14 protein-coding genes and 1 pseudogene are annotated in these 17,197 nt (G+C 60.7%); 10 read left to right on the top strand and 5 right to left on the bottom strand.

The genetic code is table 11. The annotated features are described in order from the left end of the window. Positions 1–412 (bottom strand): annotated as a pseudogene (locus JWR14_RS00170) (helix-turn-helix domain-containing protein); the annotation flags it as partial. A gap of 190 nt (positions 413–602) precedes the next feature. Between JWR14_RS00170 and JWR14_RS00175 the strand changes: the two are divergent. The 5 genes from JWR14_RS00175 (at position 603) to JWR14_RS00195 (ending at position 5,495) form a co-directional block, all read left to right on the top strand. Beyond that, on the top strand, positions 603–941 hold the full coding sequence (locus JWR14_RS00175; protein ID WP_299699332.1) for a UxaA family hydrolase: 339 nt from the start codon (positions 603–605) through the stop codon (positions 939–941). A gap of 4 nt (positions 942–945) precedes the next feature. After that, positions 946–2,235 (top strand): UxaA family hydrolase, encoded by a 1,290-nt coding sequence (locus tag JWR14_RS00180; RefSeq protein ID WP_299699334.1) that lies wholly within the window; start codon positions 946–948, stop codon positions 2,233–2,235. A 73-nt stretch (positions 2,236–2,308) separates the two neighbouring features. Then, positions 2,309–3,409, top strand: a complete 1,101-nt coding sequence (locus JWR14_RS00185; protein WP_299699336.1) for an aldo/keto reductase — start codon at positions 2,309–2,311, stop codon at positions 3,407–3,409. Then, a complete protein-coding gene (locus JWR14_RS00190; protein WP_299699338.1) occupies positions 3,406–4,248 on the top strand; it encodes an amidohydrolase family protein in 843 nt (280 codons plus the stop codon). The genes JWR14_RS00185 and JWR14_RS00190 overlap by 4 nt, the downstream gene beginning before the upstream one ends. A gap of 398 nt (positions 4,249–4,646) precedes the next feature. Further along, a complete protein-coding gene (locus tag JWR14_RS00195) occupies positions 4,647–5,495 on the top strand; it encodes an ureidoglycolate lyase (RefSeq protein WP_299699340.1) in 849 nt (282 codons plus the stop codon). A gap of 424 nt (positions 5,496–5,919) precedes the next feature. Here JWR14_RS00195 and JWR14_RS00200 read toward each other — a convergent pair whose 3' ends face one another. After that, complete coding sequence (locus JWR14_RS00200) at positions 5,920–6,363, bottom strand: PaaI family thioesterase (RefSeq protein WP_062085280.1); 444 nt, start codon at positions 6,361–6,363, stop codon at positions 5,920–5,922. Positions 6,364–6,672: 309 nt separating this feature from the next. Next, complete coding sequence (locus JWR14_RS00205; RefSeq protein ID WP_299699351.1) at positions 6,673–7,812, bottom strand: AGE family epimerase/isomerase; 1,140 nt, start codon at positions 7,810–7,812, stop codon at positions 6,673–6,675. 202 nt (positions 7,813–8,014) lie between these two features. Here JWR14_RS00205 and JWR14_RS00210 point away from each other — a divergent pair, with 202 nt between their 5' ends. Both JWR14_RS00210 and JWR14_RS00215 read left to right on the top strand, forming a co-directional pair. Further along, the gene (locus tag JWR14_RS00210; protein WP_299699354.1) at positions 8,015–8,698 is read left to right on the top strand and encodes an MgtC/SapB family protein; all 684 of its coding nucleotides are present in this window, start codon (positions 8,015–8,017) and stop codon (positions 8,696–8,698) included. A gap of 161 nt (positions 8,699–8,859) precedes the next feature. Beyond that, positions 8,860–10,209, top strand: a complete 1,350-nt coding sequence (locus JWR14_RS00215) for a hypothetical protein (protein ID WP_299699356.1) — start codon at positions 8,860–8,862, stop codon at positions 10,207–10,209. A 170-nt stretch (positions 10,210–10,379) separates the two neighbouring features. Here JWR14_RS00215 and JWR14_RS00220 read toward each other — a convergent pair whose 3' ends face one another. Beyond that, on the bottom strand, positions 10,380–11,291 hold the full coding sequence (locus JWR14_RS00220; protein ID WP_299699358.1) for a LysR family transcriptional regulator: 912 nt from the start codon (positions 11,289–11,291) through the stop codon (positions 10,380–10,382). A gap of 176 nt (positions 11,292–11,467) precedes the next feature. On the opposite strand from JWR14_RS00220, the gene JWR14_RS00225 reads away from it, so the two are divergent. From JWR14_RS00225 to JWR14_RS00235, 3 genes are read left to right on the top strand one after another with little or no spacing between them, the layout of a single operon-like run. Next, positions 11,468–12,337, top strand: coding sequence for an NAD(P)-dependent oxidoreductase (locus JWR14_RS00225; protein WP_299699360.1), 870 nt, complete (start codon positions 11,468–11,470; stop codon positions 12,335–12,337). Between the two features lie 36 nt (positions 12,338–12,373). After that, positions 12,374–13,885 carry an aldehyde dehydrogenase family protein gene (locus tag JWR14_RS00230; protein WP_299699362.1) on the top strand — a complete coding sequence of 504 codons (1,512 nt, stop codon included), beginning with the start codon at positions 12,374–12,376 and terminating at the stop codon, positions 13,883–13,885. Positions 13,886–13,940: 55 nt separating this feature from the next. Continuing rightward, entirely contained in the window at positions 13,941–15,284 is a 1,344-nt protein-coding gene (locus JWR14_RS00235; protein ID WP_299699364.1) for a DUF3100 domain-containing protein, read from the top strand. Positions 15,285–15,335: 51 nt separating this feature from the next. On the opposite strand, the gene JWR14_RS00240 is transcribed toward JWR14_RS00235, so the two are convergent. Further along, positions 15,336–17,197: FUSC family protein (locus JWR14_RS00240; protein WP_299699366.1), on the bottom strand; the 1,862-nt coding region annotated here is incomplete at its 5' end.

Consider the following 17,197-nt stretch of genomic DNA (forward strand, 5'->3'; position numbering starts at 1 on the left):
GCCGCACCGAAATCCCCCATGTCCCCGGCCCGTCGACCTGGGCGATCACAAGCAAATTGCCCCGGTCATAGGCGGCGAGATGACACGATTGCTCCGCGCGATCGGCAAAACGCTGCATGACCGGCAACGCTTCCGCGATCAGACTGTTCATCGGCTGATGCCGGTTTGCGAGCTCTTAGAGTTTCAGGCTCAGGGAATAGCGATCGCCCGCGGGCGATCGCACCACGTACTGTCGCGCGACCAGCCGTTCGAGCATCCGGTACATCTCGCTCGCGTTGCGCCCCAGCGATTTCGTGATCTCGGCTCGCGTGAGTCCATCCTTTTGCTCAGCGAGCAGTTCAAGGATATCGAGACCTTTATCCAGCGCGGGCGCGCGGTACCGGTCGGCGTCGGTGGGATCGTCTGCCTGCATGATGGCCTTCAGTTAGGTCGCTTAAAAGCAAGATGCTAAGGGAAAACACGGACCGCTAAGCGGCGCACTTAGCTTGACTTCAACTTGTCCGCATATGAATAATACGTTCACTGATAAATGATTGTACTGATGCAAACCCGCGGCAATACCGTTTGACCGCCGAATGCTGTCCGTTCTCAAGGAAGTTTCTGTGCAGCAAACTCCTCACAAGTCCACTGACGCCCGGCTCATTCTTCAAAGCCCGCAGGACAATTGCCTGATTGCCGGCGCGCGTTTGCCAGCGGGGGAGCGCGTGGAGATTGAGGGAGAGTTCGTCACGCTGGCGAAGACCATCGACCTTGGACATAAGGTGGCGCGCCGTGCGTTGCGGACCGACGAAAAAGTGTTGCGGTATGGCGCGATCATCGGTCATGTGACCTCGGACGTTCAGCCCGGCGAACATCTGCACACGCACAATCTCGAGAGCGACTATCTCCCGACCTATACCCACGACGCCGGCCACGCGTTCGTGGATCACCGGGACCGTTAAGCCAATGACAGCCACCACCACTCCGTCGCTTCAAGGCTTCCTGCGTGCCGATGGCCGCAAGGGCATCCGCAATGTAATCGCGGTCGCGTATCTCGTCGAATGCGCGCATCACGTGGCGAGGGAAATCGTCACGCAGTTTCGTCCGGCGTTCGACGCCTTCGACGACCCTGCTGCCGAGCAGGAACCGCCCGTGCACTTGATCGGGTTTCCGGGCTGCTATCCGAATGGCTATGCAGAAAAGATGATGGAGCGGCTGACCACGCATCCGAATGTGGGCGCGGTCCTGTTCGTCTCGCTCGGCTGCGAGAGCATGAACAAGCACTATCTGGTCGACGCTGTGCGCGCGAGCGGCCGCCCGGCTGAGGTTCTGACGATCCAGGAAAAAGGCGGGACGCGCAGCACGATCCAGAACGGCATGGACTGGATTCGCGATGTGCGTGCGACGCTCGCGCAGCAACCGAAAGTGCCAATGGGGCTCGATGAATTGATCGTCGGCACCATTTGCGGCGGCTCGGACGGCACCAGCGGCATTACGGCGAATCCCGCTGTGGGCCGCGCCTTCGATGCACTGATCGATGCCGGCGCCGCGTGTATTTTCGAGGAAACCGGCGAACTGGTCGGCTGCGAATTTCACATGGAAAGCCGGGCTGCGCGGCCGGAACTGGGCCGCGAAATTGTCGCGTGCGTGGACAAGGCCGCGCGCTATTACTCCATCATGGGACACGGGTCGTTCGCGGTCGGCAACGCGGATGGCGGTCTTACCACGCAGGAAGAAAAGTCACTCGGGGCCTATGCGAAAAGCGGTGCATCGCCCATTGTTGGGATCGTTAAGCCCGGTGACATTCCGCCGGTTGGTGGTTTGTATCTGCTTGACGTCGTTCCGGATGGCGAACCGCGCTTTGGCTTTCCGAACATCAGCGACAACGCGGAAATCGGCGAACTGATTGCTTGTGGAGCGCACGTGATCCTGTTCACGACCGGACGCGGTTCGGTGGTTGGTTCGGCCATTTCGCCCGTGATCAAGGTGTGCGCGAATCCGGTGACCTATCGAAATCTTTCCGGCGACATGGACGTGGACGCGGGCCGCATTCTGGAAGGCCGCGCCACGCTCGACGAAGTGGGCCGCGAAGTATTCGATGTCACCTTGAGCGTGTCGGCAGGCGCTGCGTCCAAGTCAGAATCGCTGGGTCACCAGGAGTTCATCCTGACCTACAAGACTTTTGAACCGGTTGGCCCCGCGTGTTTGCCGGCGAGCGCGACGCCGCGGCATGCGGTATCGATTACGTCAATTTGAGCCTGACTCGTCAGCCGAACTCATCGACCAAGATCAGCCGAATTGATCAGTCCAACGCACCGGATCCAACGCAATGAACCCAATCACTGGAAATCCCGTTGTGAAAAAGCGCAAGGTGGGCAAGACGTCGCTGGAAGTCACGGCGTTGTCGCTGGGCAGTGCGCCGCTGGGCGGCCTGTATCACGAACTATCCGAGGCAGACGCGCAGGGGACCGTGGACGCCGCGTGGCAAAGCGGCATCCGTTTCTTCGATACCGCTCCGCACTACGGTCACACGAAGGCCGAACACCGGATGGGCGACGCGTTGCGCCGATACCCGCGTGAAGACTACGTGTTGTCGACCAAGGTTGGCCGGCGCTTTGTCCCGCGCACCACGCCTTACGACGGCAGCGAAGGCTGGTCGGACCCGTTGCCGTTTCAGGCGATCTACGACTACACCTACGACGGCATTCTTCGATCGTTCGAAGACAGCCAGCAACGCATGGGTATTGTCGATATCGATATCGTGCTGATTCACGATATCGGCCGCGTCACGCACGGCGAGAACAACCCGCGCTACTGGCGCCAGCTCACGGACGAAGGCGGTTTCCGCGCGCTCGATGAACTGCGTACATCGCGGGGCGTAAAGGCGGTTGGGCTCGGTGTGAACGAAGGCGCCGCTATCCTGGAGGCGATGGCGGAATTCAACATCGATTGCGCGTTGCTGGCGGGACGCTACACGTTGTTGGAGCAGGCGGTACTCGATGACTTGCTGCCGGAATGCGAAAAACGCGGCGTTGGTATTCTGTTGGGTGGCGCGTTCAATTCGGGCATTCTCGCGCGAGGACTGACGTCCGATACAGCGCCGAAGGCGGCCAACCAGAAGTTCAACTACGGCGATGCGCCGCCATTGATTGTCGAACGCGTCGAGGCGCTGGAGCAGATCTGCCGTGCGCATGGTGTCGCCTTGTCGAGCGCGGCCCTGCAATTTCCTTATGCGCATAAAGTTGTGGCCACGGTCGTGATGGGCGCACGAAATCCGGCGGAGGTGCGTTTGAACGCGGCTTCGTTCGCTGATCCGCTGCCCGACGTCTTGTGGGATGCGTTGCGAGCGGCTGGTTTGCTGCATCGTGACGCGCCGGTGCCACGCATCGATCAAGCCGACGTCAATCACGCCGACGCAGGAAAATCATGAACGCTGAACGGATCGATGCGCATCAGCACTTCTGGGACCCATCGCGCGGTGACTACGGCTGGTTGACGCCCGAGTTGCAGACCTTGTACCGCGTCTTCGGTCCCGCTGACCTGAAGCCGCTTCGCGAAGCCGTTCAGGTTGCGCGCACGGTGGTGGTCCAGGCGGCGCCGACTATCGATGAAACGCGCTATCTGCTCGATCTCACTCGCGACGACGGGTCTATCGCCGGCATTGTTGGCTGGGTTCCGCTTGATGCGCCGAACAGTGTTGAGTTGATCGACGAACTGGCGCGCGAACTCAAACTGAAGGGCGTGCGCCCGATGCTGCAGGATCTGCCTGACAACCGTTGGATCGAAAATCCCGCACTCGCACCGGCAATTCACGCGCTGATCAAACACGATCTCGTCTTCGATGCATTGATATTTTCGCGCCATGTGCCTTCGTTGAAAGTGTTTGCCGCGCGCTTTCCTGAACTGCGAATCGTCGTCGATCATGGTGCGAAGCCGCAAATCAGGGATGGTCACGCGGCTTGGCAAAGCTGGGCGGACGGCATAGCCGAATTAGCTGCGCTGCCACAACGGCTGGTTTGCAAACTATCGGGTCTGCCGACGGAAGCCGCGCCCGGTTGGTCTGTGGCAACGCTCAAGCCTTATGTCGATCATCTACTCGACTGTTTTGGGCCTGAACGGCTGATGTGGGGCAGCGACTGGCCGGTGCTGAACCTGAACGGCGGCTACGCACAGTGGTTTGGCGCAGCACGGCAATTGACGGCGCACCTTGATGCATCCGCACAGCAGGCAATCTTCGGCGATAACGCGAGCGAGTTTTACCGGTTGTAGAAGTTGAGAAAACCGCATGAAGAATGAGCGCGACATACCTGGAATTTCTCGACTGCAATCGCAACGAAAGCAGAGAATGGTAAAAAGATTGCTGACAAAATTGTCCGGCACGCCGTGACCCTGCAATGCTGGCGAGGGGTGACGCTTGCGTTCCGGGGCAACACCTAAGCGAAGCGCGAAGGCGGGATCAGAATGCATCGCGATGCTATTGTTTAATCAGCGTCGTAATCCGCATTCGATGCATCGTCGCTTACAACCGGCCCGGCCTGAATCACTGGACCGAAAATTTGACCGAAAGCGATCGAAAGTAAGCTCGAGCGATCTCACCTGAAAAAACGACCGCTCAACCGAACATCTCGAAACCGAATCAAAACCTGCAAACTGAAGGATCACTCACGATGAAACTGCTGCGCTATGGGCCGAAGGGTCAGGAAAAACCGGGTTTGCTGGATCAGAACGGCAAGATTCGCGATTTGTCGAAAGTAGTCGACGACATCGCCGGCGCGGCGCTATCCGACGTCACGCTGGCCAAGTTGCGCGCGCTCGATCCAGCCTCGCTGCCTGAAGTGCCGGGCGAGCCGCGCATTGGCCCGTGCGTGGGAGCCGTGGGCAAGTTTGTCTGTATCGGATTGAATTACGCTGACCACGCGGCCGAATCGAACCTGCCCGTTCCGACGGAACCCGTGCTTTTCGGTAAGTGGACGAGCGCCATTTGTGGTCCGAACGACGACGTCGAAATTCCGCGCAACTCGAAGAAAACGGACTGGGAAGTCGAACTCGGCGTGGTGATCGGCAAGGAAGCGAAATACGTCAGCGAGGCGGACGCGCTGGAATACGTCGCCGGATATTGCGTGATCAATGACGTGTCCGAACGCGAATGGCAGCTTGAGCACGGCACGCAATGGGACAAGGGCAAGGGTTTCGATACCTTCGGCCCGATCGGTCCATGGCTGGTCACGAAAGACGAAATCGCCGATCCGCAGCAACTCGACATGTGGCTCGAAGTGGACGGACATCGTTATCAGAACGGCAGCACGAAGACGATGGTGTTTGGCGTGGCAGCGCTGGTGTCGTATTTGTCGAAGGTGATGAGCCTGCAACCCGGCGATGTCATTTCCACTGGCACGCCGCCGGGCGTGGGCATGGGCGTCAAGCCGTCGCCGGTCTACCTGAAGGCTGGACAGACCATGCGGCTCGGGATCCAGGGCCTGGGCGAGCAACAGCAACGCACAGTCGACGCGAAGTAAGCTGTTCGAAGCAAGTCGTTTATTGCGCCGCAACCAAGCGACCTAACCCGCTAAGCTCGCGAGCAAATTGACGCGGGGCCGGTACGCTTAAAAAAATAAGGTCGTTCCAACGTGAGTTGGAGCGACCTTTTTTACGGCAGCTTCAGGACAGCTGGACTGCCCGAAAGTGTCAACCATGATGTCCCCGGTCTAAACACTCCGGCTGGAGGGATGGTTCAGGGTCGTCATTTGAGCCGCCGACGGTTCAACGAACGTGGCGGCTCCGCCCAAAAACGCGATGTTTTCACCGCGTTAACCTTTAGGCGCATAAAGTCGGCTCCCGACACTATCGCCGTAAAACCATAAAACCACCCCATCGGCGAAGGCATGAAAGGTCCCGCAATCCAAGTCCGGCGAACCAGCGCCCCAATCCCATCCATCCCACTCACTCGTTAAACACCGGCTCAAGTTCCGCAGCCATTTCGCTGATCCGATGAATGGTGCCTTGCGCGACTGCTACGAGCCTTTCGGCGCCGCCATCGGTGACATACACATCGCATTGGCAGGTTGCCTGCGTCATGCCGGCATAGACCACGCGCGCGCGCGCCATCAACGTACCGGAGACCGCCGGTCGCAAGTAATTGATCTTGTACTCGCCCGTGACCACTTTCGGTCCCAGGCGCAATGCACCTGCAAAGGTCAACGCGTTATCGACGAGATAACTCACTACGCCACCGTGCACAAAACCGTGTTGTTGCCTGAGTTCGTCGCGGATAGTCAGACACAGCGTGAGACTCGAGGAGTCGACCTGCATGAGCTTCGTACCCAGCAAGGCGCTAAACGGCTGCGCATTCAATGCGCCCCGTGCGATATCGACAATTTCGGCCATTCGGACACTCCTACACTTGGTTTCGGTCCAGTCAGCGTGAGTCCCACAATCCGCACCGGGGGCAGGAGCCTTCGTCGCGGTCCTGCACAAGACTGTAGGTAGCGTATGGTCACTCCGCAAGGACGATCTCAAAATCGCGGACAAATTACCGGGTTTGCACGAACTTTCTCGGTGATTTGAAACGAAAGGGCGCAAAGCGTTCGTCATCGCGCTGATTTCTCCAGCCGCAATAAACAACGCCTCGCGGCGAAGCGAGGCGTTTGATGCAGTGAGAGCGCCCGGTGTCAGGCGTCATGCGTCAGATAAATGTCAGGGCAACGCGGCGTAGGCGGTGGCAAGGTGATAGGGCGTTGTCGACGGCAATTCCGGGCGCATGACCACGCCTTCTGCCGACTGGCTCTCGATCCACCCCCGCGGTCGAATAAAACGCGCGGAAAACCGCGCGATCTGCGCCGGCAGTAGTGCGCGCACGGACTGGTCCGCATGCGTTGCGAGCGCCCGTAGATATTCGGTCTGAGCCCAGATGCGCTGCGTCGAATCGATCATGCCGCCTTGTTCGTTCAGCGACGCCGCGACGCCGCCCGTCACCGGATCGACTCCGTGCTGTTGCACGAAATCGAATCCGCGCACTAGCGCCCGATTCAGGCCAGCTGCGTCGAAAGCCGGGTGCCGGCTCGCTTCGGCGAGAAACAGCCACTCGAACTGGTGTCCTGGTTCCAGCCAGTTATTGGCGCTGCCGATCGTCAATTCGGCGATACAGCCAGTTTCCTCGTGCACGAAAGCCCGTGCGAAGGCGGCAGCCAGCTTTTCCAGCCGCTGATCGAAGATGGCGTCCCCGGTCGCTTCGCGCGCGGCGAGCCACGCCTCGGTCAAATGCATCAACGGGTTTTGCAACGGCGGCCCGAGCGCGGTGGAAAAATCTTCCGTCATCGCCGAACTGAACAAGCCGTCAACGCCAGCGCCATTGCCACCGGCGCTGATTGCCATCCGCCGTTCAATCACCACCGACGTGTCTTCTAGCACCGCCAGCGCTTCCTTCGCGGCGGCCGAACCGGCCCGTTTCGCATATTCCGCGCACGCAAAAATCACGAACGCGTGCGTATACAGGTCCTTGTGGCGCTCATGCGGCGCGCCGTTTGCGTCGACGCTATAGAACCAACCCCCGTTTTTCGTGTCCTGAAAATAGGTCCGAAGCGAAGCGAACAGCGTGTCGGCGTGATCGATATCGCCTGCTTGCGAGAACACGAATAGCTGCCGCGCGCAGGCCATGGCGCGATATCGCTGGGGTGGCAAGGGTGTGCGGCCGTTCTCGGCAACCGCCTCGAATGCCAGCCGCAGGACCGTATTGAAGCCCGGTCCACGCCAGATCGGCAGCACAACGTGGTTATAGTGCGCACGAAGGGTGGCAGCAGTCGGGGGCGTGGCAGCGGTCTGATCTGGGTCGTGCATACGGCTTTATCGATGTTGGTTGCGCGCGGCGGCGTGCGTGGAATGTGCCGGCGCGCCGCCCGATGCGGGGCACCAAGGATAAATCAAAACACCCGCGTTTCGGCACAACGGCGATTTATCCGTGCTGCGCCAACCGGCGTTTTATGCGCGAGCCTCGCGCCATCATCCCATCACATAACACCTATAAGGAGCAAATCCACTTATGTTAAGCAATGTAGAACTCATTTCCCGGCTGGTCCTGGCCGCGGCCCTCGGCAGCGTGATCGGTTTCGAGCGCGAACGGTTGTCATGGGCTGCCGGGTTGCGCACACATATGCTGGTCTGTGTCGGCTCGACGCTGATCATGATGGTCTCGGCATTCGGTTTCTTCGATGTCCTCAGCCGCGATCACGTCGTGCTCGATCCGTCGCGGATCGCGGCGCAGGTTGTGTCGGGAATCGGTTTTCTCGGCGCTGGCTCAATCTTGCTGCGCGGCGAGATCGTCCGCGGCCTCACTACGGCGGCGAGCCTTTGGTCCGTCGCGGCGATAGGGCTTGCGGTCGGCGGCGGCATGTACACGGCGTCGATCGCTGCAACCGTCATCATTTTGATCATCCTTGCCGGGATCAAGCCGCTGGAACGGCGTTTCATTTCCGTGAAGCAGCGGCGCCAGTTGACCTTGCTCGTCGATCGGGGAACGTTGAATTTTCATGCGTTGCATGAGGCGCTGGGCGTCGGCAGCGTGCGCGTGAAGCAGTTCGTGGTGCAGCAAAGCGATGATTCCCCCGAACTCGATGTAGTGCAAATCGAGCTTTCGCGGATATCGTCGAATGAATACGAGGCGATCTGCACGCGGCTGCGCGCGCTGGAAACCGTGCGGGAATTCAAGGAAGAAGGCTCGGCCTGAAACCGAACACGGCCGTGGCACGGGTGTGCAAGCGTGCGACAATGCGGCCTCGAAAACCCATGCAGCCGCTTTTCTGTTGCGAGGCGTCAAGCCGGACCGCTTCATCGGGCGTGTTTTTAGCCGCTCGGGTCGCGTCTGGCCACGCTGTCAATCATCGACTTATGCCAGATTCCGCCGTCAATCCCGCTCACCAAGTTGCTGATACCGCCGATACCGCTGGTTCGCGTCGTACCGACGCTGCTTCCAAATCCATGTCTGCTGGCCGTCCGGCTGAATCGGATGCCGATGCCAAGCTTGCCCGCGCCGCACGCTCGGCACAGCGTCTCGCTTTGCTGAGCCGGGCGCCCTACGGCGCGCCCACGCTCGATCTGTTCGCCGAAGATGCTGAGCGCGCCACGCTCCAGGCAATGAATACCGATATTCGTCAATCGTCGTTGCCCGGCTTCGAGTTGCCCGAGGTGTTCATGGCGGCTGTGCCGGGCGAGGACGGATCGTCCGGGGCAGTGCGGGCGTGGCGCACCGGGGTGTTATCGGTGGATGGAGCAGTGGTGTCCAGCCTCGCCGTGTCCCGCGATGACGCAGCGGCAGCGCAAACGGATAGCCAGAAAGCCGACGCTGCAACGCTGGACTTGATGTTCGATGACGTCCTCGCGCCTCATGAGGGGGTTGCCGGGCCGGTCCAGCCCGACCCGCTGGACGACGGCGCGCAGGGAGCAACGTTCGCGGCCGCATCGGGAGAAGAGAAAGAGAGCGGGCAGGTTGCCGGCAAGCGCGCATCCGCGGCGCGGGGAAGGGGCGCTGCCCGCAATGTGTCGATGACTGAACCGTCGCCGTCCGCGGCGATGTCAGAAGTTGAGACGGTGGAAGGCAAAGACAAGCCGAGCGATGCCTTTACGCAAGTTCTGACCGGTTCGCCGGACGCATCGAACGCGCCGAGCACACCGAAAGCCGCCGTCAAGCCTGCCCCATCCCCGTCCCTCCGCGACGCCGCACGAGCTGCAGCAACCCCCCATCGCGGCCAGCCGCAATCCTTGGCGGCGGCATTAATCGACGAAGACCGCCCGACGCGCCCGAGCGTTTCACGTGATTCTCAAGCGCCTTCCCGCGAAGCGTCGTCGGAACTCGATACCGCTCGCGCGACCGCCTACGCTGACACCATCGATGCGTTGTATGCCGTGATCGCGGACCAGCGCGGCGCGGCGGCGGCCCTGTCGCGGCGGGTCAAAACGGTCTTGATGATCGTGATCTGCATGTTGATCGTGACTGTCGCGACGGGTGTGGCGCAGAGCATTGCGCTGCTTCGCCTGACACGCGAAAACACGGCGCAGCAGCAGCGCATTGAGCAATTGATGCTGACTCAGCAGGCCACGCTAGCGTCTTTCTTCGATACCGATTCATCGATCGTCGAGGTTCCGGACCGGGGCAATGCGAACGCGGCCGCTGCTAACAAAAATCCGGACGCCGGGCCGCTTGGTCGTGCCGCGAAGCGAGCTCAGAGCAAATCGCATTGATATGGAAATTCGTCCAGGCGAAGCGGCCACGCGCGACCAAAGCGCATTAGTTGTCCGCGCGGCGAACCCCAATTGCTCGACGCATTCGATGATCGTATGACCGGCGGTTTCGGGCGCGACGGCAACGCTGAGCGCTCGCGCAACCAACCTGTTTTCCTCGCGCTTACAAACTACCGAAACGCCTGCATCTGCGACGACATCAACTGCAGCATCTTGTTCGACGCCACCGACAGTTTCCGCCCAACCCGCGTGACAAGATGCGCCTCGGCTTTCATGAGGATCGGATGATCGATCTCGATGGCGAGCAGCGTGCCCGCCTCCACTTCCGTTGTCACGGCGAACGCGGGTAGCACGACCACGCCAAGGCCCGACATGGCGAACTGCTTAAGGAGGCCGATTGAATTGGTTGCCACAACCGGTTCCAGTCGAATCTTCTCCGCGAACTCGACTGCCTGAAGCATCTGGCGCGTGCCATAGGTGGGGTGGGTCGCTGCAATCGGATACGTAGCCAGTTCCTGCACGCTCATGGACTTCGTCTTGCTGCTGCGCAGGAAGTTTGGCTTGACGATCGCCATCATCGGTTGGCGTTTGATCGCGCGAGACACAATTTTTGGATCGCCCGGCGGGTTGTAGACCAGCCCGATTTCGCCTTCGTCTTCGGAGACTCGTCGAATGACATCGTTCGTACTACCAAGGTCCAGATTGAGCTTGATACCGGGATATTGCTTGCAGAAATGCTGAATGGGTCCGGCCAGGATATCTGACACAAAACCTTCCCCAAGAATCACGTTGACGCTCCCGGTTCGCAGCCCGCGCAGTTCCTGCAGCCGCGATATCAAGTCGTCTTTATGCGCGAGTTGTTCACGGAAATATTCGATCAGGTATAGGCCTGCTTCTGTCGGCTTGACACCGCGCGCGTGCCGCTCGATCAGCGCAACGTCGAGTTCCGTTTCCAGCAAGCCGATCTGCCGGCTGACCGCGGACGGCGCGACGTCGAGCCAGTCAGCGGCGGCGCGGATGGTCCCGCAACGCACGGCTTCGAAGAAATAGACGATTCTGCTTTCAGTCAGGTTGTCGGCCATTACATATTACGCAGGGTTTCAGATGGTTCGAGTGTTCTAATAATTAGAACATTCTCAATATTGGCGCTGATTGATTATAGGGGCTCTCGCGCCGAAGATGACAACTCCATAACACGCTCGTCGACCAGTAGAGCCGCTCTATCCGGTCGAGGGTGTATTCGCTACGGAGTGGATTCATGAAGACGGTTGGGGTCATCGGACTCGGAAACATGGGGCGCGGCATGGCCCTTTCGCTCAAGCACGGCGGCTACACCGTGCTTGGTTTCGACGCGGCGCCAGGCGTCGCCGCCAAGCTCGCGTCAGAAGGCGTGTCCGAGCGGGTTTCCATTGCCGACATAACGCGCGATTCGGACGTCCTCATTCTTTCTCTGCCCACATCGGCGATTGTGGAAGAGGTGGTGCTGGGACCTGCCGGCGTAGCGGCAAACGCCAAGCCTGGCCTCATCGTGGTCGATACCACCACGGCCGAGCCCAACAGCACGCGCAAGGTGGCGGCGGCGCTGGCTGAACTGAAGGTGGGATTTGTCGATGGCCCCGTCAGCGGCGGTCCGAAGGGCGCGGCGACCGCGACCATGACCATGGTGCTGGGCGGTTCCGACGAAGACGTCTCGGCTGTCGAGCCAATCCTCGCGGTCATGAGCGCGAAGCGGGTACATGTGGGTCCTGTCGGCGCGGGACACGTCACGAAGATCATCAACAACCTGCTGACGGGTGTGCATCTGCTTGCAACCAGCGAAGCGGTTCGTGCGGCGAAAGCCGCTGGTGTCGATCCCGAGAAGCTGGTCGAAGCGCTCAACGGCGGATCCGGGCGCAACAGCGCGACGCTCACGAATTACCCTACGTGGATCTTCACGGACAAGTTCGATTCCGGCTTCACGATGAAGCTGATGCGCAAGGACGTTCGGCTCGCGATGGACCTGCTGCGCAGTCAGAACATCGACGCGCCCATCGCCGAAGAAGCCGGGCGCTTGTGGGCAGAAAGCGCTCGGTCGATTAGCGATGCGGAAGACTTCAACCGCATCGTTCAATTCATCGAACAGAAGTAACGCAGTCAGCAGAATAACCAGGACATGGAGCCAGATATGGAAAACAACGCGGCAGAAAATTTGTTGGCTGCCTTCGCGCAATTCTTCCCGAAAGCCAGGACGATTGGTTCGTTTGTCGGCGGCGAGTTGATTGAAGGTACGGGCGAACTTATTCAGTTATACGACGCAGCGACGGGCAAGCCGAGCCTCGCGTACAAGGACGGCGGCGCGGCGGTCGTTGAACTCGCCGCCGACGCGGCACAGCGCGCCCAGAAACAATGGTGGGCATTGACGCATGCCGCGCGCGGCCGCGTGATGTTCGAGATTGCGCGCGAACTGCGCAAGGACGCGGAGAGCATTGCCCGCCTCGAGTCGCTCGGTTCGGGCAAGCCGATTCGCGACTGCCGCGGTGAAGTGGCGAAGGTCGCCGAGATGTTCGAGTACTACGGAGGCTGGGCGGATAAATTTTACGGCGATGTCATTCCCGTGCCGACCTCGCATTTGAACTACACGCGTCGCGAGCCGGCTGGAACGGTCCTGCAAATCACGCCCTGGAACGCACCGGTTTTTACGTGCGGATGGCAGGTTGCACCCGCCATCTCGATGGGCAATGCCGTCTTGCTCAAGCCATCGGAACTGACGCCATTCACGTCGTTGGTGGTGGGGTTACTGGCTGAAAAAGCGGGCGCGCCGAAGGGTCTCATCAACGTCCTTGCAGGCCTTGGCCAGACCGTTGCGCAAGCGGCCATCGCGCATAAGGTCGTGAAGAAGGTGGTGTTCGTCGGCTCTCCCGCAACCGGTGTGCGCATTGCCGAAGCCGCCGCGAAACGCGTGCTGCCTTGCGTGCTGGAACTGGGTGGCAAGTCCGCCAACATCATCTTCGCCGATGCCGATCTCAAGCGTGCCGCGCTGACCGCGCAGGCCGCGATTTTTGCCGGCGCGGGCCAGAGTTGCGTGGCGGGTTCGCGCTTGCTCGTGCAGCGTTCGATCTATGACGAGTTCGTCGGCATGATTGCCACGGGCGCCAAAAAGATCAAGGTGGGTGCGCCGCTTGATGACGCAACCGAAGTTGGGCCGATCAACAATCGCACGCAATACGACCACATCATGAAGATGATCGCGAGCGGTGTTCAGGCTGGCGCCACGCTTGCGGCTGGATCGGTTGAGCGCTCTTCGGGCGGCTACTTCGTTTCACCTACTGTGTTGTCTAACGTGACGAACGAGATGGACGTAGCGCGGACTGAAATCTTCGGTCCGGTTGTCGCTGCAATTCCTTTCGATACCGAGGAAGAAGCCCTTAACATCGCGAATGACACCGAGTTCGGTTTGGCCGGTGCAGTGTGGACGAACGACGTGGGCCGGGCTCTCCGAGTGGCGGGGCAGGTCAACGCGGGAACGTTCTGGGTCAATGGCTACAAGACCATTAACGTGGCGTCCCCGTTCGGCGGTTATGGCTTGAGCGGGTATGGACGTTCCAGTGGTGTTGAAGCGTTGTACGAGTACACGCAGACCAAGAGTATCTGGGTGGAAACCGCCAGAGAGCCGGCCACGACGTTCGGCTATTTATAGAGCAACGTGTCCTCTCGCCGCTAATGAAACGCGAGAGGGCAATCGGGAGAGAGCAATGGAAAATACGTTGGCCGCGCAGCATTCAGGTAGTGATGGACTAAGGGGCGCAAAGCTGTTTCTTTACGCGGCGATCATCCTGCTCATCGCCGAGTTCATCGGCTCGTTCACGTTCAAGGTCGGGCCGGGGAAAGTCGTTCTGCTGCCGATGATCTGGGCGCTGCTGCTGGGCGGCGCGCTCGGATTGGCAAGTGAACGGTGGAGGAGCTCTGCACGGCTCGACGTGAAGACTCAGTTTCTGGCCGCCGCCATCTTGCAGCCCGCGCTGTTGCTCTTCGTCGCCAAGCTTGGACTGATGGTCGGCGGCGCGTTGCCCAAGCTTGCCGCCGCTGGCTGGGCGCTGGCGTTTCAGGAACTGGGGCATTTTGTCGGCACGATTCTGTTGGGGCTTCCACTCGCGTTGCTGCTCGGCATCAAGCGCGAAGCAATCGGGGCGACGTTCTCTGTTGGCCGTGAACCGAGCCTTGCGATCATCGGCGAGAAGTACGGTATGGACTCTCCCGAAGGGCGTGGTGTGCTGGCTGAATACTTGACGGGCACTGTATTTGGTGCGGTCTTTATCGCGATCCTGGCGGGCTTCGTGGCGAGCCTGAATATCTTCCATCCCCTGGCACTCGCGATGGGTTCAGGCGTGGGCTCAGGCAGCATGATGGCCGCTGCCTCCGGTGCTATCGCTGCGCAACAAACGCCCGAAATGGCAAAGACGGTCCTTACATTTGCTGCGGCCAGCAATCTCATCACGACGACGATCGGCACGTATTTCACGCTGTTTATTTCGCTGCCGATGGCCGTGTGGGGATATCGCCTGCTTGAGCCTTTGATCGGCCGGACGAGCAAGGCATCGGATGCATCAGAGGCCATCGAAAAGTCCCGTCCGCAACTCGGCGATGTTGAAACAGCCGCGCCTCAATTGGGTTATCGCGGCAAGCTGCTGGCGTGGGGCGTTACCGCCGTATTTGCGCTGGGCTGTGACTGGATCACCCACGGCACTACGCCATTCATGGGCCTTCCGGGCATGCTGATCATGGTGCTGGCGACGATTGTCGGCGATGCCATCTACACCGTGACCGGACGCAAGATTCCGGCGGTTTGCTGGGTGTCGATTGTTGCCATGTTCATGACGTCGCCGCTGTGTCCCTGGGCATCGCAGATATCGGCGTATAGCGCGCAAAACGATTTCCTCGGCATCACCACGCCGATGCTCACGTTCGCAGGCTTGTCCATCGCCAAGGACATTCCAGCATTTCGCCGGCTGGGGTGGCGGATCGTGCTGGTGTCGTTTGTGGCGAATGCCGGGACGTTTCTTGGTGCGACGCTCGTGGCTCAGATTTTCCACGTATAGGACGGTAATGGTTCGTTTGCACCGGCATGCTCGCCGGTGCAAACGCGCCGTTCAACTCTCACCGCGTTTCAGACCATCGGCGTGTTCCATCAGCAGCTTGCGCAACAACACGACCTGATTGACGGCATCGGCCTCAAGCAGCGAGAGGCCGTGTTTGGGAAAGACTTCCTGAGCATCGATGCCCGCGTCACTTCCCGTTCCAATCCGCGCTTCGATGCCCTTGCCGATACGCTCAACCCATGCCGCAAGGTCCCGGTTCGGCGCGGCACTCGCACGGCCAAAACGAGCCCGGGTCGCCGTGCCCGCTACGCGTCGCAGCAGGGCGAGAGCGGTGGAGCCAGTCCGGTCGTCGTTGCTCGTATCGAGCTTTTCCAGCCTCAGGCGAGCCAATACCTCTTCCGCATTGTTACTCGCTAATCCCGCTGCACGCCGTAGCCGCTCCAATTCGATCTCGCTCTCTTCGCCTCGTCCCAGCGATGCGGCAAGGTATCCAAGGTTCGTCGACACCGCCTTCGCCAACCGGTCGCTGAAGCGGCTGGGTTCGCGGCTTGGCCATAGAAGAAATGTCGCGAGCAACGCAATCACGCAGCCGAACACGTTGTTCTCCAATCGCGTCACGGCATAGGCAAGCTCGGCGCCCCCAGGCGCTGCGAAGTCGGCGACCAGCACGAATGCCGGGGTGATGAACAGCACGAACAAGCTGTAGCTGACGGGCCGCAACGCCATCGTCGCGCAGACCAGCGGGAACACCACCAGCGAGATCGCTATGGGCGAATGAACGACCAGCCCGATTGCGGCCGCAAGCAATCCGCCGACAATGCTCCCCGCCGCGCGCTCGATGCTGCGCGGCCAGCTCGTCGCAATAGACGGCTGCAGGATCAGGAGCGTGGCCATCGTTGCCCAGTAACCGAAGGGCAGATGCAGCATCCTGACGGTCAGGAAAGCTGCCGTCGCGGCCACCCCGACGCGAGCGGCGTGACGCGCGCCTATCGATTGCGTCGATGCATTCGCCTTCAAGGTTTCCACGCCACGTCTCAAGGTCGTGAACGCAGCGGACCACACGCTTCTTCGTCGCTGAGCCGGGGATTCGAGCTCGCTGAAGTCGACATCGAAGCTGAGCGGCACGGTCTCGCCCAACGCAACTTCAAGCTGGCGGGCAAGCGCCTGCAACCGGTCGCGCAGGGCGGTGGCCGGCTCCCAGGGTTTATCGGCAATAGATCGTGAAAGCCGCGCGAGGACCTCGGCGAACGCGTCGAGCACGCGTACCGCGCGCGGCAGATTGGGCAAGCGATGATGGCCGCGCTCGCAGGCATCGGTGACGGCAATGAGGTACGCGAAGATCCGTTCGCTGTCGGCGAGCGCGAGCAGCAGCATGTTGTACGTGTCCCGCCGGTCTGTCTTCGATGACGGCACGCGTGCAAGCGCCTTGCGCGCCAATTCGATGTCGCTGCGCGCCTTGCCTCGAAAGCGTGAGGCGTGCGAGGCCCAATCCCCGAAGCCCGCGCTTTCGCGCTTGAGCAGCCGCGCGCTGTCGCTCGCGATGTCCGCGAGGCTCGTATAAGCCGATCGCATGGCCGCCCGGCTCGCGCCGAACGGGTGAATCCGCCACACGGTGAAGCTGAGCGCCGTTGCGAAGAGGCAGCCCACGAAGTAGAGCGCGAGGAAACGCAACTCGCCGCGTGATCCATGGATGGGCCGGTCCACCATCACTACGCAGGCAGTCGCAGCAAGGATGGAGACTTGGGCGGCTGCAGAGCCCCATACGCGCCCGAGCGCGCCGAGAAACGAAAAGACCAAAACGGCAACGGTCGCGGCCACGATGCCCACCCCGGACGCATAGGCGGTCAGTCCGCCGCAAACGGCCGACAGCACCGCGAAGCCGGTCATGGACGCGAATCGCATGCGGTTCGAGC

Source organism: Caballeronia sp. (assembly GCF_028292365.1).
Taxonomy (GTDB): domain Bacteria; phylum Pseudomonadota; class Gammaproteobacteria; order Burkholderiales; family Burkholderiaceae; genus Caballeronia.